Below are 22,752 nucleotides of genomic sequence, written 5' to 3'. Positions count from 1 at the left end.
CTGGGATCATGACCACGATGTTGCAGCCCGCGGTGGCTACCGGCACCACCACGGCACCACCAGTCAAGAAGAAGCGCACCCGCCTCGTCACGCTCGACCTGATGCGTGGCTACTACGTCGGGGTGCTGGCGGCGATCCATCTGAACTACGTGCCGTCGCTGCTCGGGCTGGTCGACGGTCGCGGAGAGCTGCTCGTGTCCGAGGCCGAGGGCTTCTTCATGATCTCGGGTCTGCTCGTGGGCATGCTGCGCCGCCGCGACCTCGAGCGCTACGGCATCGTCAAGATGACCTTGAGCTCGTGGAAGCGCGCGGCGCAGCTCTATATCGTCGCGGTGCCGCTGACGCTGCTGTTCACCTTCATCGCCCGCACGGCGCTCGGGCACGGGCACACGCAGGTGAAGGGCAGCCTCGACCAACGTTCGGACTGGCCCCACCTGCTGGAGAACTCGCTCAACCTGAGCTACACCTACGGCTGGGCCGACTTCCTGACCTACTACGTGCCGATGTTCCTGGTCGCGCCCGCGATCGTGTGGCTGCTTTCGCGCAAGCTGTGGCCGGTGGTCCTCGTGCTGGCCTACTTCGGCTATTGGGAGACCACGCACATCAACACCGGGTACTACCGGCCGTTCCTGCAGTGGGGCGTGTACTTCTTCATCGGCGCGGCGGCCGGCTACCACTGGGACGACCTGCGGGGGCTGATGGCGCGGCTCTCGCCATCGTGGCGCCGCCGGCTACGCGGCGGGCTGATGTGCGCCGCGATCGTGCTCTACGCGATCGGGCTGCTGTTCCTGTTCAAGCGCGGGCTGATCGCGCACTCGGCCACCTACACCGACCTGTTCGGCGACAACCGCCTCGGCGTGCTGCGTCCGCTGGCCGCGCCGATCAGCGTCGCCGGCACCTACTTTCTCGTGCGCAAGTTCGAGAAGCCGCTGGCTCGGACGATCGGCAAGGTGATCATCCCGTTCGGACGCAGCTCGCTGTACGTCTACGTGGCGCAGAGTTTCGTGGTGTTTCTGACGCCGCTGGTCTTCGGGCGCCAGGGCTTCCTTCTCAACACGCTCTACGACTTCGCGATCATGGCGCTGATCTGGGTGGGGGTCCGGGTGAGGTTCCTGGCCTTCCTCATTCCACGGGCATGAACGCGTGCGAGAGCTCCGGCAGGCCGGGGCCGCTGAAGGCGAGCCGGATCGAGGGGCGGGGCTGGTCCGGGGCGAGCTCGGCGGTGAGGGTCAGCCGGTGGTAGCCGGCCGACCCGGCCGGGCCGAGCGAGCCGGGATAGCGCGGACCCAGCGCGAATTCGTGGTCGAACACAACGCGGCCGGACACCCGGATCCGCAGCCGGGACCGGATGGAGCCGCTCTCCTCGTCTTCCCGGCCGAGCACGACGTCCTGGCGCCAGAAGAGCTCGGCGCCCTCGGCCAGGTCGAGCTCGGCGTGGGCGGAGTGGTTGGCCCCGCGGACCGCGATCACCGGTTCGGGGCGCCAGTCCAGGCTGCCGCCTGAGGCGACCTGCACGTCGCAGGCGAGGGTGGACTGGGCGCCGCCGGGGCCGGGCAGGGCGAGGCTCGCGGCGACGCTGCGCACCTGCACGCGGGCACCGGGGCCGATGTCGACGCGGTAGGCCAGGTCGTCTCCGCCGATCGGGCCGGAGGCGCCGCCGAGCAGGTGCACCCGGGCGGTGTCGAGGCCGTCCGGATGGGGGGCGCGGCGCAGCAGCAGCGGGGTCTCCCCGGCGAGCGTGACGAGGCGGGTGGTGCCGTCCGGCTGCGCGCGGGCGACGATCCGGGCGCGCGCCTTCATCCGCGCCCCAGCGCGGTCCGCCGCTCCTCGATCAGGCCTCTGATCCAGTCGGCGACGGCCGGCGCGTCCGGGTGCTCGGCGAGCGAGGTGAACAGGGTCGGGCGCGACTCGCGGCGTTCGCCGGCGTCTCGGCGCAGGACCTCCAGATCGGTGCCGGCGGACGCCGCGAGGTCGGTCTTGTTGACCACGAGCAGGTCCGCCCGGGTCACGCCGGGGCCGCCCTTGCGGGCCGAGCGGGTGCCCGCGGCGGCGTCGAGCAGGAAGATCTGCCGGTCTATCAGGCCACTGCTGAAGGTGGCGGTCAGGTCGCCGCCGCCGGCCTCGAGCAGCAGCAGATCGAGCGGGTGCAGGGCCGCCTCCAGGGCTTCGACGGCGTCGAGATTGGCCGCGATGTCCTCGCGGATCGCCGTTTGCGGGCTGCATCCGGTCTGCACGGCGACGACGCGTTCGGGTTCGAGCACGCCTTCGCCGAGCAGGTAGTCGGCGTCCTCGCGGGTCTGCGGCTCGTTGGTGACGACGGCGAGTGCGTATTCGGCCCGCAGCACCCGGCAGACGGCTGCGACGAGCGTCGTCTTGCCGGCTCCGACCGGTCCGCCGATGCCGACGCGCACGCAGATCCGGTTGGGCGTGACGGCGGACGCAGCGGCGAGGGCACTGGATGAGACGGCACTGCGAGCTGCGGTGATGGGCGTGACGACCGTGGTGGCGGCGGACGGCTTGCTCCGCGCAGGTTTGCCGGTCGTGGTCGACTTAGGAGGCAAACAGACGCACCTCCCAGCCGGCGTGGTCTTCCGCGGTCAGGTCGAGCAACGGCGAGCCGAGCGCGGGCAGCATGCCGGGATCGGACCGCAGCCGGGCCATCCGGGCCAGGGCGACGGCTTTGACGGCGATCCGGTCCGCGGTCGGGGCGAGCCGGGCCAGGACGGCGCTGACCTCGTTCGGATCGAGGCCGAGCAGCTTGACCGCGGCACTCGCGGGCGTCGTGAGGATGCCGTGGACGGCGCAGGCCGCGGCGTCGTCCACCGTGAGTTCGGCGGCGGCGCAGGCCGCGCCGAGCACGAGCGGGTGGTGCGCGCCGGCCAGGTCGAGGCCGCGGACGAGGTCGAGGCGCGGGCTCGGCCAGGTCGCCGCGACCGCGCGGAGCAGGTGGCGGCCGAGGCGGCGGGAGCCTTGGCGCAGGGTGGGCGAGAGCAGGCGCACGTCGTATTCGTAGTCGAGCTCGGCCAGCGGCTCGGGGTCGGTGCTGAACCAGGACGCGGCCGCGAAGGACGCGCCGACCAAGGCCGCGGTGTGCACGCGGCCGAGAAGGAACTCGTGCAGGGTGGCGGCGTCGTGCACCCGGCCGGCCGCGACGGCCGACTCGAGGCCGCCGGAGTATGCGTGCGCGCCCGCGGGAAACCGGGAGTCGGCCAGCAGGAGCAACGCGGATCTGGTCATCAGGTCAACAGTGTCGTCGGGCCGGCGGGACGGGACGTGGCGCAGGGCACGGCGAAGTGCCGCATCTCTTCATATCAGGCTTGCCCGGTCGGCGCACCGCTTATGGGACAACGATTTCCCACCAGTTCACCGGCCGGCCGGCGCCGCGGGCACTACGCGGAGGCGACCGGGACCGGCGCGCTACCGGCGCCTGATCTTGTAACGCTTGCCGGCCCATTCCCTGAGTGCTCCGGCGAACTCCTCGCCCTCCCCCTCGGCCACGGCCGACTTGGGTATGACGTAGCCGGTGTCCTTGCGGTTGGTCACCACCAGCCAGGAGCCGGGCTGCTCGAGCACCGCCCGGACGTTGGGCCAGCTGAAGCCCTTGGTGGTGTGCTCGCCGCCGTAACGGACGCCGTCGTCGGCGAACTTCACCCGCGCCGTCCCGGCCAGCCGCCGCACCTCCGCCTTGCCCTTGCGGGGCAGGAAGACCAGCGCATAGAAGAGCGTGCCGAGGGCGTAGGCGAGCAGCAGCAGGGCGGGCAGGTACATCCGCGGCCGGCTGTCCCACTGGTAGAGCGCGAAGCAGGCGAACGCGCCGACCAGCATCACCACTGTGATCAGCAGGCTGTTGGACCGTTCGCGGCGCAGGCCGAGCTCGCGGACGATCTCGTCGTCGGTCAGCTCGAACTCGAGGGTGACGGGCGTGGCCATGGCTCGATCAACGCTCCCTGGTCTTGTAGGCCCGGCCGGCCCCGGCTTTGAGCCAGGCGGCGAAGGCCTCCCGCTGCTCGTCGGGCACGGCGGACTTGGGTATGAAATAGGTGGTCACCGGGTTCTTGGTCATCACGACCCAGCAGCGCGGCCGGTCGAGCAGGCGCCAGATCCGGGACCATTCGAGCCGCTCGGCGATGGTGGTCCCGCTGTATTCGAAGCCGTACTCGCTCAGCTGGATCCTGGTCGGACCGGCCAGTCGGGCGATCGTGCGCTCCCTCGCCTGCGGCATCCGGAAGGATCCGAGCAGGAGGAACGCGGCGATCACGGCGACGAAGACACCGAGCCCGGAGGCGAGACGGTCGCCCGTGGAGTCGCCGAGGACGATCAGCCCCACACCGGCGAGGAAGTAGATCCCGCCGAACGCCGCGGCCCGCGACCGCTGGTTCGCCGACGTGAGGAAATCCTCAAGTCGCTCCCGCGTCAGATCGAACTCCAACACGCTGGGCTCAGCCACGCCCTTGTTCCCTCCCGGTGCCCGGCCCGCACGGCGGCCCGGGTAGCCGACCCTACGTCGGCGTACGAGGAGAAATCCTAGAGCCCGGTGTCAACACTTGGGTTCCCCGGCGGCGCTGCGGCGGCGAAACGGCGGCCACGGGCGGGCGGGCGGCGCCGGGCGCGGGGAGGAGGTCGGCGAGCCCGGGGGTGGTTAGGCACCCACTACCGTCCACCACCCGGGCTCCTTCGTGCCGGACGGTCGGGGCAGCTCCGCTACCGACCTGCACGATTCTGCCGTCGGAGACCACCACGTAACCGACGGCATACTCGACAACCGCGCCATGCGCGGCTCTCGACGACGTGGCCGCGCGCTTCCGCTGCCCCCACACACCGTCATGACGACGGCACAGGTTCCCGGCCAGCGCTTAGCGGAGCTCAGCGTCTTCGAGGTCTCGATTGTACGGCCTCCCGGCCGATTTAAAAGGACTTTGCGCAAGTTCGAGCGCCGTTTCGGCGGCATTTCGGCGCCGGACGGACTTTCCCGCCGCACGTACGGCTTTCCCCGGTGCTGATCGCCACGTCCGTCTGAGGTAGCAGCGGACGGCCGCCGGGACCATCCCGGAGTCGGACGACGCCGAGGCACGGCCCTGTCTAAGGTGGCACAGTCCGCAAGAGCGACCAGGCGAGCACCGGGAGAGAACCCACCATGATCGAGGCGGTAGGCCTCACCAAGAGATACGGGGACCGGCTGGCGGTGGACCAGCTGAGCTTCACCGTGAAGCCGGGACAGGTGACCGGCTTCCTCGGCCCGAACGGCGCCGGCAAGTCGACCACGATGCGGATGATCCTGGGCCTCGACGCCCCGACGTCCGGCACGGTGACCGTCGGCGGCAAGCCGTTCGGGCGGACCGCGCACCCGATGCGCGAGGTCGGCGCGCTGCTCGACGCCAAGGCCGTGCACGGCGGCCGCAGCGCTTACAACCACCTGCTGTGCCTGGCCCAGACGAACAACCTGCCCAAGCGCCGGGTGGAGGAGGTGCTCGCCCTGGTGGGCCTGTCCGCGGTGGGGCGCAAGCGGTCCAAGGGCTTCTCCCTCGGCATGGGCCAGCGCCTGGGCATCGCCTCCGCGCTGCTCGGCGACCCGCAGGTGCTGATGTTCGACGAGCCGGTCAACGGCCTGGACCCGGAGGGCATCCTCTGGATCAGGAACCTGATGCGGGCGCTGGCGTCCGAGGGCCGGACCGTGTTCGTCTCCTCGCACCTGATGAGCGAGATGGAGAACACCGCCGACCACCTGATCGTGATCGGCCGCGGCCGGCTGGTGGCCGACTGCTCGGTGCAGGAGTTCATCGACAACAACTCCGAGCTCTCCATCCGGGTCAGGACCCCGGAGACGGCGAAGCTCAACACGCTGCTGACCGACAAGGGCGCCACGGTGCGCGCGGACGGCGACGAGGCGCTGCTGGTGACCAGGATGGGCATGGTCGACATCGGCGATCTGGCCTTCGACAACGGGATCCGGGTGCACGAGCTCAGCCCGATCCAGGCCTCGCTGGAGCAGGCGTTCATGGAGCTGACGAAGGACGCGGTGGAGTACCACGCGGCGGTCCCGGCCGGAAAGGGCGCCTGAGCATGAGCACGGTCACCGACACCCCCTCGGCGTTCGCCGGGCTCACCCCCCTGCCGCCGGCCCGCGGCCGGGCCGGCTTCGGCGGCGCGCTGGCGTCGGAGTGGACGAAGATCCGCTCGGTCCGCTCGACGGTCTGGACGCTGGCCGCGGCCATCATCGTGGCCGTGGGCATCAGCACCCTGGGCAACTGGGGGCAGGCCAGCCACACCAACCTGTCCGCTGCGCAGCTCGAGCGGCGGGACCTGGTGGCCCGCAGCATGTTCGGCATCATGCTCGGCCAGTTGGTCATGGTGGTCTTCGGCGCGCTCGCGGTCACCAGCGAGTACGCCACCGGCATGATCCGCACCAGCCTGTCCGCACAGCCGCGCCGGCTGCACGTGTTCTTCGCGAAGCTCGTCGTGGTGGCCGTGATCGCGTTCGTGGTCGGAGAGGTCATCTCCTTCGCCTCGTTCCTGATCGGCACGCACTTCTGGGCGGAGAAGGGCGTGCACCTGTCGCTGAGCTCGCACGGCGCGCTGCAGGCGGTCATCGGCGGCGGCCTGTACCTGGACGGCGCGGCGCTGCTGGCCTTCGGCATCGGCGCGGCGCTGCGGCACACGGCCGGCACGATCACCCTCGGGGTGGCGCTGTTGTTCGTGGTCACGGTCATCGTGAACTTCATGCCGGACAGCTGGCAGGCCGACGTCGACAAGTACCTGCCCGCCAACGCGGGCAGCCAGGTCTGGGCGACCCAGCACACGGCCGACGTGGGCACCGCGTTCGGGGCCTGGGCCGGGTTCGGCATCTACATGCTCTACGCGGCGGTCGCGCTGCTGGCCGGTCTGTGGGTGTTCAAGAAGAAGGACGCCTGAGCCTGAACCGGCCGGACGGGAGCGGACCGCGCGGCGGTCCGCTCCCGTCTCGTTTTCCTCACGAGTACCGAGGAGTATGGCTTGGCCGAATCGGGCCGGGGTACCTTGGGAGCCGAGAGGGGGTAAACATGATCGAAGTCAGAGATCTCGTCAAGAAGTACGGTGAAACCACCGCGGTCGATCATCTGAGCTTCACCGTTCAGCCGGGGCGGATCACCGGATTCCTCGGGCCGAACGGGGCGGGCAAGAGCACGACGATGCGCCTGATCCTCGGGTTGGACCGGCCGACCAGCGGCACCGCCCTGATCGACGGCAAGCCCTACCGGGACCTTCCGGACCCGTTGCGCTACGTCGGCGCGCTGCTCGAGGCCAAGGCCGTGCACGGCGGGCGGACCGCGTTCCATCACCTGTTGTACCTGGCCCAGACCCAGGGTGTGCCCAAGCAGCGGGTGAGCCAGGTGCTCGAGCTGGTCGGGCTGGGGCCGGTGGCGCGCAAGCGGACCAAGGGCTTCTCGCTGGGCATGGGCCAGCGGCTGGGGATCGCGGCGGCACTGCTGGCGGATCCCAAGATCCTGATCCTGGACGAGCCGGTCAACGGGCTCGACCCGGAGGGCATCGTGTGGATCCGGAGCCTGATGAAGGCACTGGCCGCCGAGGGCCGCACCATCCTGGTCTCCTCGCACCTGATGAACGAGATGGCGGTCACCGCCGACCACCTCGTGGTGGTCGGGCGCGGGCGGCTGCAGGCGGACATGCCGGTGGCCCAGTTCATCGCGCAGTTCTCCGACAACTCGGTGCTGGTGCGCACGCCGCAGCCGGACGGGCTGCGTACGGCGGCGTCCGAGCAGGGGTGGAAGAGCACGCCGGGCAGCGAGGACGGGGTCCTGCTGCTCAACGGCGCCACCGCGGCCGAGATCGGCGAACTCGCCGCGGCCAAGGGCCTGGTGCTGCACGAGCTCACGCCGCAGCGCGCGTCGCTGGAGGAGGCGTTCATGGAGCTCACCCGCGGTGCGGGCGAGTTCGCGCACGCGGGGCCGGGAGTCCCGGGGCAGCCGGCCCCGGCGGTGCCCAGCCAATACGCGCCGGGACAGCCGCAGGGAGGCAACCATGGCAGCTAGCAGTCCCCTCACGACGGGTGCGCTGCAGGCCAACAGCGCGGGTTCCGGCCACGCGAACTTCGGCCGGCTGCTGCTGGCCGAGTGGACCAAGCTGCGCTCGGTCCGCTCGACCTACTGGTCGCTGATCAGCCTCGTCGTCGTGTTCCTGTTCTTCAGTTGGCTGATCCCGTTCCTGGTGGTGCACAACTGGGACCAGGCCAGTCCGTCGGACAAGGCCTCGCTCATGGAGGACCCGCTCGCGACGATCATGAACTTCGGCATTCTGCTCGGCCAGCTGGGCGTGGCCGTGCTCGGCGTGCTGGTCACCGCGAGCGAGTACTCCACCGGCATGATCCGCAGCACCCTGCTGGCCAGCCCGCACCGGATGCGCATGCTCGCGGCCAAGTCCGTGGTCTTCACGGTGCTGGTGCTGATCGTCGGCGAGATCGTCGCGTTCGCCGCGTTCGGCATCGGGCAGCAGACGTTCAAGAGCCTCTTCTCCCTGCATCTGAACGACGACGCGCACATGCGCCAGGTCGTCGGGGTGGGGCTGTACCTCGGCGTGCTGGCGCTCTTCTCCCTGCTGGTGGGCTCGCTCATCCGGCACGTGGCCGGGGCGATCTGCACGGTGATCGCGCTGGTGCTGGTGGTCGGCCCGCTCTTGCAGGCGATTCCGGGCAAGGCCGGCCAGTACCTCTACACCTATGAGCCCACGAACGCGGGATACGCGGTCTTCCAGAAGGACCTGCCCGACAAGTTCCTGATCACGGCTTGGGAGGGCTTCGCCGTCTTCGCGGCGTGGACCGCGGTGCTGTGGGTCCTGGCGGCGTGGCTCCTGAGCAGACGCGACGCCTGATCAGACGCGACGCCCCGATCAGACGAATGCGCGGGCCCGGCTCCGGCCGGGCCCGCGCATTCGTCTGATCAGCATGCCGATTCCTCCCAACAGGTGCCCCGAATGGTTGATCCGTCCCGTTTAGGGCAGGCTTGGGGTCATGATCCAAGCCACCGCGCTGACCAAGCGGTACGGGACGAAGCTGGCGGTGGACCGCGCCGACTTCGCCGTCGCGCCGGGCAAGGTCACCGGATTCCTCGGGCCGAACGGCGCCGGCAAGTCCACCACGATGCGGATGATCCTGGGGCTGGACCGGCCCAGCTCCGGCGGGGTGACCGTCAACGGCGTGCGGTACGACAAGCTGGCCGCGCCGCTGCGCGAGGTCGGCGCGCTGCTCGACGCCAAGGCCGTGCACGGCGGCCGCAACGCGTACAACCACCTGTTGGTGCTGGCGAAGGCGAACGGGCTGCCGCGCTCCCGCGTCGATACCGTGATCGACCTGGTCGGGCTGCGCTCGGTGGCCCGCCAGCGCGCGGGCGGCTTCTCCCTGGGCATGGGCCAGCGGCTCGGCATCGCCGCGGCTCTGCTGGGGGACCCGGGCGTGCTCATGTTCGACGAACCGGTCAACGGGCTGGATCCGGAGGGCATCCTCTGGATCAGGAACCTGATGAAATCGCTGGCGGCCGAGGGCCGCACCGTGTTCGTCTCCTCCCATCTGATGAGCGAGATGGCGCTGACGGCCGATCACCTCGTGGTCATCGGCCTCGGCCAGATCCTCGCCGACGAGCCGATGGACGAGTTCATCACGAAGAACTCGGTCAGCTACGTGCGCGTGCGCTCGCCGCAGCTCGGTGAGCTCACCCCGAAGCTCGGCCTGCGCGGCTGGCGGGTGGAGCCGCAGTCTGACGGCTCGGCGCACGTCTACGGCGGCGAGCCCTCGCAGATCGGCGACGTCGCGGGCAGCGAAGGGCTGTGGCTGCACGAGCTGACGCTGGTCCAATCCTCGCTGGAAGAGGCGTTCATGCGACTTACCGCGAACGCGGTCGAGTACCACGCGGGCGGCATGCAGGACGCGCAGGTCCCGGACTCGGAGCGTGGCGAATGAGCGAGATCGTCGAAACCGTGCCGGCCGCGCCGGACGGAGCGAACGCCGACACGAACTTCCGGACGAGCGGCCCGGCGCCTCGGGCGACCTTCCCCGAGGCGATGGACAGCGAGTTCGCCAAGCTCCGCACCGTGCGCTCGACCTGGTGGACGCTGGTGGCCAGCCTCATCGCGTCGGCGGGCATCTCCTTCCTGATCGCCGTGGTGCGCTCGGTGAACTGGAACTCGCTCCCGGCCTCGCAGCGGGCCTCGCTGGACATGTACTCGGTGGTCTCCGGCGTCTACTTCGGCGTGCTGGTCACCGGCGTGCTCGGGGTGCTGGTCGTGGCCACGGAGTACACCACCGGGATGATGCGCACCGCGCTCACCGCGTTCCCCCGGCGCGGCACGCTGTTCGCGGCCAAGGCCCTCGTGCTCGCGGGCGTCGTCCTGGTGCTCGGCCTGATCATCGCTTTCGCGTCGTACGGGCTGGCCGAGCCCTTCTACGCGCGGCACGGCCTCCAGCTCTCGCTCACCCACGAGGCGAACCTGCGCGCCGTGCTCGCCGTGCCGGTCTACCTGGTGCTGGTGGCGCTGATGGGGCTGGCGTTCGGGTTCCTGCTGCGGCACACCGCGGGCGCGATCTCCTCGCTGATGGGGCTGATGTTCGTCATCCCGATCATCACGAACTTCCTGCCGGGCACGATCGGCAAGAACATCAACAAGGTGATGCCGTCGAACGCCGGCGGCGCGATGATCACGACGACGAGGCTGTCGATCGACGGCAACCCGCATTTGACCCCGCTGGGCGGGTTGATCACCCTGCTGATCTGGGTCGCGGCCCTGACGGTGCCCGCGCTGCTGCTCTTCCGCAGGCGCGACGCGTAGCCGCCGGCTCCGGGCGGCCGAGGCGGCCGAGGCTCAGTACTGGATGACCACCCGGGCCGGCACCCGGCCGCTGAGGATCTCCTCGAAGACCGAGTTGACGTCGGCCAGCTCGCGGCCCTCGGCGATCACCCGGGTGCGCCCGGCGGCGTGCAGGTCGAAGACCTCGACGAGGTCCTGCCGGGTGCCGACGATCGAGCCGATCACGGATTTGCCGCCGAGCACGGTGTCGTAAATGGGCACGTGCAGGTCACCCTCGGCCGGGAGCCCGACGCAGACCATCCGGCCGCCGCGGCGCAAGCTCGCGAAGGCCTGCCGGAAGGAGTCGTTCGACGCGGCGAGGGCGAGCGCGACATCGAGGCCGCCGCGGCGCTGGATCTCCTCGACCGGGTCGGTCTTGAGCGCGTTGACCATGTGGTCCGCGCCGAGCTGGTGGGCGAGCTCGAGCTTGTCGTCCTCGATGTCGACGGCGGTGACGAAGCCGCCCGCCAGCCGCGCGTACTGGACCGCGAGGTGGCCGAGCCCGCCTACGCCGAAGACGCCCACTTTCGTGTCCAGGCCCGCGCCGGCCACCTTCACGGCCTTGTACGTCGTCACGCCGGCGCAGGTCAGCGGCGCCGCGTCGAGCGAGGTGATCGTATCGGGCACGGGCACGACGTAGTGCCCGTCGGCGACCGCGTACTGCGCGTATCCGCCGTCGACCGTGTAGCCGGTGTTGGCCTGCTGCTCGCAGAGCGCCTCCTGGCCGGAGACGCAGTAGCCGCAGTGGCCGCAGGCCGAGCCGAGCCAGGGCAGCGCCACCCGCTCGCCGACCCGGCGTGTCCGCACGCCTTCGCCGAGGGTCTCGATGACCCCGACGCCCTCGTGGCCGGGGATGAACGGCGGGTTCGGCTTGACCGGCCACTCGCCGCGGGCCGCGTGGATGTCGGTGTGGCACACGCCGCAGGCCTCGAGCCGGACCAGCACCTGGCCCGCCCCGGGCTCCGGGATCGGCAGCCTCTGCAGTTCCAGCGGCCTGGTGAAATCCGTGACGACGGCGGCCTGCATGGTGGTCATCGTGGGCACCCGTTCCCTCGATCGTCCGGCGACGTTGGCCGTTCCATCCTCGGGCTGCCCGGGCACCGTCGGCGCGCGAACGGGGCCGTACGGGTTGTCAGCGCCGGCGTCGCCGGGACCGGGCGTTCCAGCACGGGGTGTGCCAGTGCCGACGATCGGCCACGCCGCCGCCGGAGCCGTACTCGGGCACGGCGGGCCACACCACCAGGTGCGGCGTGCCCGGGGTGACCTCGTGGTCGCAGCCCGGGCAGCGGTAGATCTTGCCCGCGGCCGCGCCGGTCACCGCGCGCACCACCCAGTCGCCGTCGGCGCCGGACTCGGTGTGCTGGTGGCCGAAGGCGCGCGCGAGGTCGTCCGGGTCTCGGGCGGGTCGGCTGGTGTTCCTGCGCGGGCTCACCCGACCATTCTCGCAGCCCGTTCGTCCGTTTCAGTCCCTAGCACAGCCTATTTGCCGTACCAGCGGGAGCACTCGTCGCTCCGTCGCCCGACGGCGCGCCGCAGCGACTCCGCGCTCTGCTCGTCCACGGGCAGGAAGGCCTCGAGTTTGAGCTCCGAGACGGTCACGTCCACGGCGGTGGCGAACGTGCTGATCGTGGTCATCAGGCGCAGATCGCCGTGCGCGGAGGCGATATCCAAGGGCACGGCGAAGCCCAGGGGCGAGCTTCCGGCGCTTTCCGGAATGTACGCAGACAACTCCGCACTCAACGCGGCGAGTCGCTCGTCCGGATCGCGCAGGTGCGCCTGGTGCAGGTTCTCCACCACGTGCCGCGACCACTGCGGGAAGTTCCGGATGCGGGGCGCCAGGCCGCACGGATGAAGGGCGAGCCGGTAGAGGTTCGCCGGGTGCGCGAGCAGTTGTTCGTCCGCTCCCTCGACGAAGGCGTCGAAGGCCGAGTTGGCGGCGAGCAGCGTGCCGGCGCGGTCGAGGATGGCGGCGGGATACGGCGTGTAGCCGCGCAGGATGTGCATGAGGGCCGCTCGGGTCGGAGCCAGGTCGGCCGCCTCGATCGAGGTCTCGGAGTAGACCGGCGCGAACCCCGCGGACACCAGCAGGCTATTGCGATCGCGCAGCGGGAGCCTGAGCGACTCGGCCAGACGCACCACCATCTCCCGTCCCGGGACCGATCGGCCGCTTTCCAGAAAGCTGACATGGCGCTGGGATGTACCGGCGCGGGAGGCCAATTCGAGTTGGCTCAGCCGCACGCGGACTCGGCGCTCCCGTAACGCCGCGGCGAATTCCACGGTTCCCGTTATAGCGGGCGTCGGCGAGGCCGGTCGATTACCCGCAGGGAATTGTGGCGATACTGCGCACGACGGAGCATCGAAGGTGTGAACACGACAGCATCCGCGAGTACGAGCGCCGCCCGGACCGCGCCACAGGAGAACGGCGAGCCGGTTCGCGTCGGCGTGTTGGTACCGATCAGCCGCTTTCTCTGGGACGGCGAGGATCCCCGCGACCTGATCGCCTTCGGCCGGCGTGCCGAAGCCCTCGGGCTGGATTCGCTCTGGGTCAACGACTCCCTGGCCAGCCCGCGGATCGAGGCGTTGACCATGCTCTCCGCGCTGGCCGCGGCCACCGAGCGGGTCACCCTGGGCACAGCGGCGCTGTTGCCGGTGCTGCGCCGGCCGGTGCAGGCGGCGAACGCGCTCGCCTCGATCGACCTGCTCAGCGCCGGTCGGCTGGTGGCTGCGGTGGGCGCCGGCTTCCCCGGTCGGCTCGGCCAGCCCATGCACGAGGTCTCCGAGGTCCCTTGGCCGCGGCGCTTCACCCGGCTCGACGAGACCGTCGCGTTGTGGCGGCAGTTGTGGACGCCCGGCAGCCCACGGTCCTTCCACGGCGAGCTCCTGCGCTTCGACGAACTGCCCGAGCCCACCCTCCCGCATCGGCCCGGCGGCCCGCGGATCTGGCTGGGCGGCGCGACGCCGAGGGCCCTCGAGCGCACCGGCCGGCTGTACGACGGCTGGTTGCCCTACCCGCCTGAGGCACGCGACTACGCGTCAGGGATCGAGCACGCGCGCCAGGCCGCTGCGGACGCGGGCCGCGATCCGGGCGAGCTCACCCCGGCGCTGTTCGCCACGGTCCGTCTCGCTGACGACAAAGCCGCTGGTGAAGATGTCCTCAGGCGCTTCACCTCGGCCAGCTACGGCATGGCGCTGGAGCAGGTCTCGACGATCCAGGCCATCAACACGGGCACGGCAGAACAGATCGCGGCCTGGCTGCGGCGGTACGTCGACGCGGGCGCCCGGCACATCGTGATCCGTATCGCCGCCCTCGGACTCGACGACCACCGGGATCAGCTCGCCCGCATCGCCCGCGCCGACTTCGCGGCCGCCGTGCGTCAGGCCGTGGTGTAGTCGCGGAAGCCGCGGCCCGCCTTGCGGCCCAGATAGCCGGCCGTCACCAGGTGCTCGAGCAGCGGCGCAGGGGCGAAGCCCGGCTCGCGGAACTCCAGGTACAGCACCCGCTCTATGGCCAGGGCGACGTCGAGCCCGACCACGTCCAGCAGCTCGAACGGGCCCATCGGGTAGCCGCAGCCGAGCTTCATCGCGGTGTCGATGCCGTCGGCGGTGGCGTAGTGCGCCTGGAGCATCTTGACCGCGTCGTTGAGGTACGGGAACAGCAGGGCATTGACGATGAAACCGGCCCGGTCGCCGCAGTCCACGGCGTGCTTGCCCAGCTTGTCGCAAAGCTCGTGCACGGTGGCGAGCACGTCCGGGGCAGTGGCCACCGTGCGCACCACCTCGACCAGCTTCATGACCGGGGCCGGGTTGAAGAAGTGGACGCCCACGACGTCCTGCGGCCGCTTCGTCATCACGGCGCAGTCGATCACCGGCAGGCTCGAGGTGGTGGTGGCGAGTACGGCACCGGGCTTGCAGACGTCGTCGAGCTCGCGGAACAGCGCGGCCTTGACCTCGAGGTCCTCGACCACCGCCTCGATCACCACGTCGCAATCCCCTGCGTCGCTCAGCGCGGCGCTGGAGGTCAGCCGGGCCAGGGCGGCCTGCCGAGACTCGTCGTCGAGCTTGCCGCGCTCCACCGCCTTCGCCAGCGAGCGCTCGATGGCCGCGCGGGCCGCCTGCGCCTTCTCGGTGCCGCGCGCGATCTGGACCGTGGCGAGGCCGGCCTTGACGCAGACCTCGGCGATGCCGTTGGCCATGGTGCCCGAGCCGACGACGGCGATCCGCTCGATCGCGCGGCCGGGCACCGGATGCTTGACGCTCTCGGGCGTCGCCTCGTCCGGCACGACCGTGGGCACGCCGGGCTGCTCGTAGGTGTAGAAGCCGCGGCCGCTCTTGCGGCCGAGCAGGCCGGCCGTCTTCATCTGCTTGAAGATCGGGGCCGGCGCGTGCAGGCGGTCGCGCGACTGCTTGTACATCGTGTCGAGGATCTCGTAGGCCGTGTCCAGCCCGATCAGGTCGAGCAGCGCCAGCGGGCCCATCGGCAGGCCGCAGCCGAGGCGCATGGCCGCGTCGATGTCCTCGCGACTGGCGTATCTGGCCTCGTACATGGTGGCGGCGTGGTTGAGGTAGCCGAACAGCAGGGCGTTGGCGATGAACCCGGCCTTGTCGCCGATGACCACCGGGGACTTGCCCAGCCGCCGCGCCAGCGCCTCCACGTCCGCGAGCACGTCCGGCTCGGTCACCACCGTGCGCACGATCTCGACCAGCTTCATCACCGGCGCCGGGTTGAAGAAGTGGATGCCCACGACCCGGCCGGGCCGGGAGGTGGCGACCGAGATTTCGGTGACCGAGAGCGAGGAGGTGTTGGTGGCGAAGACGGCCTCGGGCCGGCAGATCTCGTCGAGCCGCTGGAAGAGCCGGCGCTTGAGCTCGAGCCGCTCCGGGATGGCCTCGATCACGAGGTCGGCCTCGGCCAGGTCGGTCAGCTCGGCGGTGAAGGTGATCCGGTCCAGCAGCGCGGCGGCGTCCTCGGGGCTGAGCTTGCCCTTGGCCACCGCCCGCCGGGTGGAGTGGGCCACGTGCGCGCGGCCCCGGTTGAGCGAGGCGGCGTCCATCTCGACGCCGAAGACGTGCAGCCCGTTGCGGGCCAGGACCTCCGCGATCCCGGCGCCCATCGTGCCAAGGCCCACCACGCCCACTGTTCTGAAGTCCCGCGACACTGCCGGCTCCCTCACGCTCGTACCGTCCCTGGTCCAGGGTACGGCCATTGGTTACTCGTCAGTATCTACGACGGGCGCGGGCTCGGACAGTGTGAGCGGCGACACAGATCGACGACGGCACGCGCACGCGGCCGCTGCAGCAAGCAACGGCGGGGGCGGCGGGAGAAAACCACAGAGACCGGTCGTGGCCTTCTGCCGCACGACGCCCTCCACTGCGCGTGCCGCGGCCACGACCGGTCTCTCCCCACCGGGGTGTCGATCCCTCCAGTGCAGTCCAACACAAGCCTCTGACAGTTGCGCCGATCACTCCCTTCGGTACCGCGTCGTGCCTCCCCCTCCCCCGTCTCGGATTCGCCCCGCCCGGGGCCGGTCACTCAGCAGTCGCGCAACTCCGGCGACTGGTTGAGCAACTGGGCCCGGGGCGAGACGAAACGGCGATAGGCGCCGGACTCCATGCCCGGCTGGCCGTCGGCCGCCGGGAAGACGGCGACCCGGTGGCAGTTCTGGAAGGCGAGCCGCACCCCGAAGTAGCGCTCGAGGCAGCCGCGGATCGAGTCCGAGGCGAGCGCGCGCAGCAGCTGGCCGCGCTCTTCCTGGGTGTTCGGCGGGACGGTGTTGTCGACGAAGGGGCCGCCCTCGACGTGCAGCCGCGTGGCCAGGCCGCTGATCATGTGCCAGGCGTACGGCAGCGAGGCACGCACGCAGGCGGCGAACTCCTGGTCGGCGACCTCTCCGCGCTCCGCGGCGGCCAACAGGTCGGGGGAGACGTCCAGGGACATCGGTAAGCACTCTCCTTCAAAACGGCCGTGGTGGCGGACGGTCGCGTGGACACGGAAGGCGGTCCGGGGCACGGCGGTGCCGACCGCCGGGTGCAGGCCCTGTTCCGTCATTCCGTGAGGTGGCGCCACCGTCATCGTGCGCTCACAGGGAATGAATGACCCCGGCGCCCGGGACTCAACCCTGCCCGGGGGGCGGTGGTGGAATCGCGTGTCACCGGATGTCCGATCTCACGATGAACGCGGAGTCCGCCGCGCCGGGGCGTACGCCAGCGCAGGTAACTGCGCCTTACCGGATCACATCGCGCCGGGTTCCCGGCCCGGATCCGGAGCAGCTCCGCGCCGGTCCGGCACCGGTTCCGGAGCATTCTCCCGGCTCCCCCGGCGGCCGCCGGAGCGAGCGGGCTAAGGTAGTCGGATGCGCCTCGTCATCGCCACCTGTAGCGTCGACTACGCCGGGAAACTGGCCGCTCACCTGCCCAGTGCCAAGCGGCTGCTGATCCAGAAGTCCGACGGCTCGGTGCTCGTGCACTCCGACGGCGGCTCCTACAAGCCGCTGAACTGGATGAGCCCGCCGTGCTCGGTCCGCGAGGAGCCGGGCGTGTGGACGGTGACGAACAAGGCCGGCGAGAAGCTCGTGATCGCGATAGAAGAGGTCTTCCACGACTCCCAGCACGAGCTCGGGGTGGATCCGGGCCTGCGCAAGGACGGCGTGGAGTCGCACCTGCAGGAGCTGCTCGCGGTCCAGATCGAGATGCTGGGCCAGGGCTACCGGCTGATCCGCCGCGAATACCCCACGGCCATCGGCCCGGTCGACATCCTGTGCAAGGACGCGACCGGGATGACGGTGGCCGTGGAGATCAAGCGACGCGGCGAGATCGACGGCGTGGAGCAGCTCACCCGCTACCTCGAGCTGCTCAACCGGGACCCGCTGCTGGCCCCGGTGCGCGGGATCTTCGCGGCGCAGGAGATCAAGCCGCAGGCACGGGTGCTGGCCACGGACCGCGGCATCAACTGCCAGGTGCTGGACTACGACGTGCTGCGCGGTTTCGACGACGCCGACGCCCGGCTGTTCTAGTTCCTCGGTTCCTCGGTCCTCAGTCCCTCAGTTCCACTGCTCCCGGGTTCCTCAGCCGCGCGCGAGCGCCGAGGCGGCGGTGAGCGCGGTGCGCGAACGCCGGCCGGGTCGCCGCAAGTGCCCGCGGATATGGGCCGCCAGAGCGCCGTCGCCCGCCGCGGCCGCGGCGGCGGCGATCGTCAGCGCCGTCAGCCCGGCCGCCTCCCGCTCCGCCGGATCGAGCGACCCGAGCCGGCCGGCGTACCAGCGCGCGAACTCCAGCGCGGCCGGCGCCGCCTCGATGCGGCTGGGCAGACTGGTCCAGGCCGCGTCCGGATGCCGATATCCGATATGAGTTCCCTGGGTGATCCGTTCCAGCTGCCCGGCCCGCACCGGCCCGTTGCGCAGCCCGATATCAAGACTCGAAATCGGCGCACCGGCATAGTCCCAATGCCGCTCAGCGTAGTGGGATCATGCTTGTGACCTGTGTGTTCGTGCGGTGATTGGTGGGGCGTTACGGTCGGGGGGTGTCGCATAGTGCTGTGGAGGGCCTGTCGGGCCGTTTGACGGATCATGTGTCGGTCGGGTTGTTGGCGGCGGCGGTGCCGCGTGTGGTGATCGATGACGCGGTGGCGGAGTTCGGCAGGGGTGCGAAGCGGGCGGATGCGAAGCTTCCGGCGCATGTCATGGTGTATTTCGCGATGGCGATGGCGTTGTTCGCGGACGAGGACTATCAGGAGGTCCTGACCCGGTTGACCGAGGTCCTGAAGGATTGGGGGCGTTGGGACGCCGGGTGGGAGTGTCCCGGGTCGGGCGGGATCACCCAGGCGCGCAAGCGTCTGGGTTCTGACGTGGTCCGGGAGGTGTTCGAGCAGGTTGCGCAGCCGGTGGCGGGGATGCTGACGCGGGGGGCGTGGCTGGCGGGCAGGCGGATGGTCTCGATCGACGGGTTCGAGTGGGATGTGCCGGACAGTGCGGCGAACGCGGGGTACTTCGGGTACGCCGGTTCGGGCGGCAACCGGTCGGCGTTCCCGAAGATGCGGGTGGTGACGTTGGTCGAGTGCGGCTCGCGGGCTCCGATCGGCGCGGACGCGGGGCCGTGCGGCGGCAAGGGCAGCGGGGAGCAGTCCGCGGCGCGTCGGCTCTACCGGTTCCTCGACCAGGACATGCTGTTGTTGGCCGATCGCAACTTCTACTCGTTCGCCGACTGGTGTCAGGCGTCGCAGACGGGTGCTGAGCTGCTGTGGCGCCTGGGTGACACGATTGCGCTGCCGCTGGTCGCCAAGCTCGGGGACGGCTCGTACACCTCGGTGGTGTTCGCGTCGCGTACCTCGGCGAAGGTCCGTGAGCAGGTCCTGGCGGCGGCTCGGGCGGGGGCGGATCTGGAGGAGTTCGAGGATCGCGCGCGGCTGGTTCGGGTGGTGGAGTACGAGGTGGCGGACCGGGGCACCGCTGGGGAGCGGGAGCTGTTTTGCCTGCTGACGACGCTGCTGGATGCGCGCAGTGCCCCGGCCGCGCTGCTGGCGGCGGGATATCACGAGCGGTGGGAGCACGAGCAGGCGAACGCGCAGGCCAAGACGGTTCTACGGGGACCGGGGAAGGTCATGCGGTCCCAGAGCCCTGACATGGTGATCCAGGAGCTCTACGGCTACCTGCTCACCCACTATGCGATCAACTCCCTGATCTGTCGGGCCGCGACCGAGGCGGACATCGACCCGGACCGGGTGAAGTTCACCAACGCGGTCCGCATCATCCGCCGCCGGATCGATGATCCGGCGGCCTTTTCCCCCTGAGGGCCTGGCGGCCCTGCTCGAGCGGTTCAACACGGAGATCACCGCACCGCGCGAGCTGCATCGCGAGCGGCGCCACCGTTCCTACCCGCGCGTGGTCAAACGGGCACGTCACAACCAGTACGCCGTGAAGAAGGCCACTGATGTCGGGGTACGCCACGCCGGGCCGCCGACCCTACGCATCGCCAACCTCCCGCCGGCACGCCAAGTGCTGCATCCGGGACGGATCAGCACGGGAAACCTCGAACTCACCGCATGATCAATCTACCGTGAGCGGCATTGGGCATAGTCCGCCAACTGATCGACCGTCATCACCACGCGCAGACCGCCGAGCACGGTGACCGCCCGGACCGCCGCCAATGCCCGCCCCACCGCGGGATTCGTTTGCCCCATAAGGCAGATGACAGCCCATCGGGAGTCGACGGGAAACGGCGTACGGAATCGCGTGACCGTTCGCCGCACTCCCCGGCGCTCGACCCTACGCCCCGTCACCTTTTGTGGAGTAAAGTGCGCTGGCAAGCACATGTTCATGCAAAGAGGGGGAGCGCCAACCGCCCTCCACGGATTGTGAGGACCGCGATGAGCTTTATAGCCAAGGCGCTGGAAGTCTCCGAGAAGGCTCTCGACGAGACCCAGCACACCATCGAGGAATGGAACACCCACCGGCACGGCGCCAAGCTCTTCCTGAAGCTGGGCGTCGCCGTGTACGCCGAGCAGCGCCTCGGCGGCACGCACGGGCCCGTCGACCGCATCCTCGGCGCCCTCGACGGGCACGCCGCGGAGCACGGCGAGGTCGACCTCGACCACCTCAAGGCCGCCCACGAGGTGCTCGGCGACGACTTCATCAAGGCACACGACATCCCGGACGCCGCCGACGCCGAGAAGGCCGACGCCTGATCCGAAGGCCGTCGCCGCGGTAGCGCAGCACGAAAGCCGGATGCCCGGCGACCTGGTGGGGTCGCCGGGCATCCGGCTTTCTCCTCACCGCACTTGAGGCCTCGGGCAAGTCAGTCGAGGGCGGGCCGGCCGAGCACGTCCAGCACTCGCCCCAGAATCGTGGTCAAGTCGTAGTCGCGCGGGGTGAACACGGCTTTGACACCCTGGGCGAGCAAGGCTTCCGCGTCGGCCTCGGGGATGATCCCGCCGACCACGACCGGCACGTCGCCCGCGCCGGATTCCGCGAGCAGCCGCAGCACGTTCGGCACCAGGCGCAGGTGCGAGCCGGAGAGCACGGACAGGCCCACCACGTCCACGTCCTCCGCCACGGCGGCCGCGGCTATCTGCGCCGGGGTGAGCCGGATGCCCTGGTAGACCACTTCGAAGCCGGCGTCCCTGGCCCGCACCGCGATCTGCTCGGCGCCGTTGGAATGCCCGTCCAGGCCCGGTTTCCCGACCAGCATCCGGGGTCTGCGACCGCGCCGCTCGCCCTCCGCGCGCACCCGCGCGCGCAGCTCGGCGAGTTCGGCCGAGACCTGGGTGCCCACAGCCGCCGCGGCGACGCCGGTCGGGGCACGGAACTCGCCGAAGACCTCGCGCAGCGCTCCGGCCCACTCCCCCGTGGTCACCCCGGCCCGGGCGCACTGCAGGGTCGCGGGCATCAGGTTCGTGCCCTGATCGACAGCGTCCTTACGCAGCCGGGCGAGCGCCGCGTCGACGGCGGCGGCCTCCCGGGACGCGCGCCAGCGGATCAGGGCGTCGGCGGCTTCCTGCTCGACGGCCGCGTCCACGGTCTGGATGGCGGCGTCGAGGTCGGCGGTGAGCGGATTGGGCTCGGTCTCCCGGAAGGCGTTGACCCCGACCACGATCTGCTCGCCGGACTCGATCCGGGCCCGGCGCTCGGCGTGCGCGGAGACGAGCTGGGCCTTGAGATAACCGGACTCGACCGCGGCGACGATCCCGCCCATGTCCTCGATCTTGCCCATCTCCTCGCGCGCCGCGTCGATGAGCGCCGTGGTCTCGGCCTCGATCACGTGGGAGCCGTCGAACAGGTCGCCGTGCTCGAGCAGATCCGACTCGAACGCGAGGACCTGCTGCAGACGCAGGGACCACTGCTGGTCCCAAGGCCGCGGCAGGCCGAGCGCCTCGTTCCAGGCGGGCAGCTGCACGGCACGGGCCCGGGCGCCCTTGGAGAGCGTCACGGCCAGCATCTCCAGCACGATGCGCGCGACGTTGTTCTCCGGCTGGGCCTCCGTCAGGCCCAGTGAATTGACCTGTACTCCGTAGCGGAAGCGGCGTGCGGCGGCATCGGTGACGCCGTAGCGCTCACGCGTGATCTCGTCCCACAGCCGGGTGAAGGCACGCATCTTGCAGAGTTCTTCGACGAAACGCACTCCGGCGTTCACGAAGAAGGAGATGCGCTCCACCACCCGGTCGAAGCGGTCGGCCGGGACCTGCCCGGAGTCGCGCACGGCGTCGAGCACGGTGATGGCGGTGGAGAGCGCGTAGGCGATCTCCTGCACCGGCCGGGCGCCGGCCTCCTGCAGGTGGTAGCTGCAGATGTTGATGGGGTTCCACTTCGGCAGGGCGCTGACGGTGTAGCAGATCATGTCCGTGGTCAGCCGCAGCGACGGAGCCGGCGGGAACGCGTAGGTGCCGCGGGAGAGGTACTCCTTGACGATGTCGTTCTGTGTGGTGCCGGCCAGCAGCGCCGGATCAGCACCCTGTTCCTCGGCCACGACCTGGTAGAGCGCGAGCAGCCACATGGCGGTGGCGTTGATCGTCATCGAGGTGTTCATCTCGGCCAGCGGGATGCCCTCGAACAGCCGGGCCAGGTCGCCGCGGTGCGCGATCGGCACGCCGACCTTGCCGACCTCGCCCGAGGCGAGCTCCGCGTCGGCGTCGTAGCCGGTCTGGGTGGGCAGGTCGAAGGCCACGGACAGGCCGGTCTGCCCCTTGGCCAGGTTGCGCCGGTAGAGGGCGTTGGACTCGGCCGGGGTGGAGTGGCCCGCGTAGGTGCGCATCACCCAGGGCCGGTCGCGCTTCCCGCTGCTCGCAGACATGACGCAGGGCACCTTCCGCTGTTCGGTCGCCGCTGGGAGGGTCAGTCGGCGCTCTCGACCGGGATCCTACTGGCCGGTAACAAGCTTGGGAAGGCGCGGCCGCCGGATCGGTGCGATCCGGGGCGCAGAACAGCGGGCGGGAAC

The 22,752-nt window shown here is 70.5% G+C and carries 24 protein-coding genes; 12 read left to right on the top strand and 12 right to left on the bottom strand.

Annotated elements, in window-relative coordinates; genetic code table 11:
• The first annotated feature begins 8 nt into the window (after positions 1 to 8).
• Positions 9 to 1,139, top strand: coding sequence for an OpgC domain-containing protein (gene opgC, locus ACTRO_RS28995; RefSeq protein ID WP_034268128.1), 1,131 nt, complete (start codon positions 9 to 11; stop codon positions 1,137 to 1,139).
• Here opgC and ACTRO_RS28990 read toward each other — a convergent pair.
• The 5 genes from ACTRO_RS28990 to ACTRO_RS28970 form a co-directional block, all read right to left on the bottom strand.
• Positions 1,123 to 1,800, bottom strand: coding sequence for an urease accessory protein UreD (locus ACTRO_RS28990; RefSeq protein ID WP_051451550.1), 678 nt, complete (start codon positions 1,798 to 1,800; stop codon positions 1,123 to 1,125). The genes opgC and ACTRO_RS28990 overlap by 17 nt on opposite strands.
• The gene (gene ureG / locus ACTRO_RS28985) at positions 1,797 to 2,561 is read right to left on the bottom strand and encodes an urease accessory protein UreG (RefSeq protein WP_245594522.1); all 765 of its coding nucleotides are present in this window, start codon (positions 2,559 to 2,561) and stop codon (positions 1,797 to 1,799) included. The genes ACTRO_RS28990 and ureG overlap by 4 nt, the downstream gene beginning before the upstream one ends.
• Positions 2,551 to 3,237, bottom strand: coding sequence for an urease accessory protein UreF (locus ACTRO_RS28980; RefSeq protein ID WP_034268126.1), 687 nt, complete (start codon positions 3,235 to 3,237; stop codon positions 2,551 to 2,553). Before ACTRO_RS28980 ends, ureG begins: the two co-directional genes overlap by 11 nt.
• A gap of 180 nt (positions 3,238 to 3,417) precedes the next feature.
• Positions 3,418 to 3,930, bottom strand: coding sequence for a YcxB family protein (locus tag ACTRO_RS28975; protein WP_034268124.1), 513 nt, complete (start codon positions 3,928 to 3,930; stop codon positions 3,418 to 3,420).
• 7 nt (positions 3,931 to 3,937) lie between these two features.
• Complete coding sequence (locus ACTRO_RS28970) at positions 3,938 to 4,447, bottom strand: YcxB family protein (protein ID WP_034268121.1); 510 nt, start codon at positions 4,445 to 4,447, stop codon at positions 3,938 to 3,940.
• 687 nt (positions 4,448 to 5,134) lie between these two features.
• On the opposite strand from ACTRO_RS28970, the gene ACTRO_RS28965 reads away from it, so the two are divergent.
• From ACTRO_RS28965 to ACTRO_RS28940, 6 genes are all read left to right on the top strand, one after another.
• The gene (locus ACTRO_RS28965; protein WP_051451549.1) at positions 5,135 to 6,058 is read left to right on the top strand and encodes an ABC transporter ATP-binding protein; all 924 of its coding nucleotides are present in this window, start codon (positions 5,135 to 5,137) and stop codon (positions 6,056 to 6,058) included.
• A gap of 2 nt (positions 6,059 to 6,060) precedes the next feature.
• The gene (locus ACTRO_RS28960; protein WP_051451548.1) at positions 6,061 to 6,909 is read left to right on the top strand and encodes an ABC transporter permease; all 849 of its coding nucleotides are present in this window, start codon (positions 6,061 to 6,063) and stop codon (positions 6,907 to 6,909) included.
• A gap of 128 nt (positions 6,910 to 7,037) precedes the next feature.
• Positions 7,038 to 8,027, top strand: a complete 990-nt coding sequence (locus ACTRO_RS28955) for an ABC transporter ATP-binding protein (RefSeq protein ID WP_034268118.1) — start codon at positions 7,038 to 7,040, stop codon at positions 8,025 to 8,027.
• Positions 8,017 to 8,862 carry an ABC transporter permease gene (locus ACTRO_RS28950; RefSeq protein WP_051451547.1) on the top strand — a complete coding sequence of 282 codons (846 nt, stop codon included), beginning with the start codon at positions 8,017 to 8,019 and terminating at the stop codon, positions 8,860 to 8,862. The genes ACTRO_RS28955 and ACTRO_RS28950 overlap by 11 nt, the downstream gene beginning before the upstream one ends.
• A 139-nt stretch (positions 8,863 to 9,001) precedes the next feature.
• Positions 9,002 to 9,946 carry an ATP-binding cassette domain-containing protein gene (locus ACTRO_RS28945; RefSeq protein WP_034268116.1) on the top strand — a complete coding sequence of 315 codons (945 nt, stop codon included), beginning with the start codon at positions 9,002 to 9,004 and terminating at the stop codon, positions 9,944 to 9,946.
• Positions 9,943 to 10,812 (top strand): ABC transporter permease, encoded by an 870-nt coding sequence (locus ACTRO_RS28940; RefSeq protein WP_051451546.1) that lies wholly within the window; start codon positions 9,943 to 9,945, stop codon positions 10,810 to 10,812. Before ACTRO_RS28945 ends, ACTRO_RS28940 begins: the two co-directional genes overlap by 4 nt.
• 33 nt (positions 10,813 to 10,845) lie before the next feature.
• Here the strand turns inward: ACTRO_RS28940 and ACTRO_RS28935 are convergent, their stop codons facing one another.
• From ACTRO_RS28935 to ACTRO_RS28925, 3 genes are all read right to left on the bottom strand, one after another.
• Positions 10,846 to 11,856: an alcohol dehydrogenase catalytic domain-containing protein gene (locus ACTRO_RS28935; RefSeq protein WP_034277189.1), complete on the bottom strand. Its 1,011-nt coding sequence runs from the start codon at positions 11,854 to 11,856 to the stop codon at positions 10,846 to 10,848.
• Positions 11,857 to 11,962: 106 nt separating this feature from the next.
• The gene (locus tag ACTRO_RS28930) at positions 11,963 to 12,262 is read right to left on the bottom strand and encodes a hypothetical protein (RefSeq protein WP_034268113.1); all 300 of its coding nucleotides are present in this window, start codon (positions 12,260 to 12,262) and stop codon (positions 11,963 to 11,965) included.
• Positions 12,263 to 12,309: 47 nt separating this feature from the next.
• Entirely contained in the window at positions 12,310 to 13,107 is a 798-nt protein-coding gene (locus tag ACTRO_RS28925; protein ID WP_034268111.1) for a helix-turn-helix domain-containing protein, read from the bottom strand.
• Between the two features lie 87 nt (positions 13,108 to 13,194).
• Between ACTRO_RS28925 and ACTRO_RS28920 the strand changes: the two genes are divergently transcribed.
• Positions 13,195 to 14,220, top strand: coding sequence for an LLM class flavin-dependent oxidoreductase (locus ACTRO_RS28920; RefSeq protein WP_084316596.1), 1,026 nt, complete (start codon positions 13,195 to 13,197; stop codon positions 14,218 to 14,220).
• Here ACTRO_RS28920 and ACTRO_RS28915 read toward each other — a convergent pair.
• Complete coding sequence (locus ACTRO_RS28915; RefSeq protein WP_034268108.1) at positions 14,205 to 15,986, bottom strand: 3-hydroxyacyl-CoA dehydrogenase family protein; 1,782 nt, start codon at positions 15,984 to 15,986, stop codon at positions 14,205 to 14,207. The genes ACTRO_RS28920 and ACTRO_RS28915 overlap by 16 nt on opposite strands.
• A gap of 374 nt (positions 15,987 to 16,360) precedes the next feature.
• Positions 16,361 to 16,765: an SCO5389 family protein gene (locus ACTRO_RS28910; protein WP_034277185.1), complete on the bottom strand. Its 405-nt coding sequence runs from the start codon at positions 16,763 to 16,765 to the stop codon at positions 16,361 to 16,363.
• 415 nt (positions 16,766 to 17,180) lie between these two features.
• Between ACTRO_RS28910 and nucS the strand changes: the two genes are divergently transcribed.
• Entirely contained in the window at positions 17,181 to 17,840 is a 660-nt protein-coding gene (gene nucS / locus ACTRO_RS28905) for an endonuclease NucS (protein ID WP_034268105.1), read from the top strand.
• A gap of 51 nt (positions 17,841 to 17,891) precedes the next feature.
• Here the strand turns inward: nucS and ACTRO_RS28900 are convergent, their stop codons facing one another.
• Positions 17,892 to 18,212 carry a hypothetical protein gene (locus ACTRO_RS28900; protein WP_034268102.1) on the bottom strand — a complete coding sequence of 107 codons (321 nt, stop codon included), beginning with the start codon at positions 18,210 to 18,212 and terminating at the stop codon, positions 17,892 to 17,894.
• Between the two features lie 134 nt (positions 18,213 to 18,346).
• On the opposite strand from ACTRO_RS28900, the gene ACTRO_RS28895 reads away from it, so the two are divergent.
• The 3 genes from ACTRO_RS28895 to ACTRO_RS28885 all read left to right on the top strand — a co-directional run bounded on the left by ACTRO_RS28895 (position 18,347) and on the right by ACTRO_RS28885 (position 20,506).
• Complete coding sequence (locus ACTRO_RS28895; protein ID WP_034261336.1) at positions 18,347 to 19,612, top strand: IS4 family transposase; 1,266 nt, start codon at positions 18,347 to 18,349, stop codon at positions 19,610 to 19,612.
• Positions 19,587 to 19,868 carry a hypothetical protein gene (locus tag ACTRO_RS49170; protein ID WP_051450305.1) on the top strand — a complete coding sequence of 94 codons (282 nt, stop codon included), beginning with the start codon at positions 19,587 to 19,589 and terminating at the stop codon, positions 19,866 to 19,868. Before ACTRO_RS28895 ends, ACTRO_RS49170 begins: the two co-directional genes overlap by 26 nt.
• Positions 19,869 to 20,188: 320 nt before the next feature.
• The gene (locus tag ACTRO_RS28885; RefSeq protein ID WP_051451545.1) at positions 20,189 to 20,506 is read left to right on the top strand and encodes a hypothetical protein; all 318 of its coding nucleotides are present in this window, start codon (positions 20,189 to 20,191) and stop codon (positions 20,504 to 20,506) included.
• 110 nt (positions 20,507 to 20,616) lie between these two features.
• On the opposite strand, the gene ACTRO_RS28880 is transcribed toward ACTRO_RS28885, so the two are convergent.
• Complete coding sequence (locus ACTRO_RS28880; RefSeq protein WP_034268100.1) at positions 20,617 to 22,608, bottom strand: methylmalonyl-CoA mutase family protein; 1,992 nt, start codon at positions 22,606 to 22,608, stop codon at positions 20,617 to 20,619.
• Positions 22,609 to 22,752 lie beyond the last annotated feature (144 nt).

The sequence above is a fragment of the Actinospica robiniae DSM 44927 genome, assembly GCF_000504285.1.
GTDB classification, from domain to species: Bacteria; Actinomycetota; Actinomycetes; order Streptomycetales; family Catenulisporaceae; genus Actinospica; species Actinospica robiniae.
This window is presented reverse-complemented; position numbering and strand designations above follow the sequence as displayed.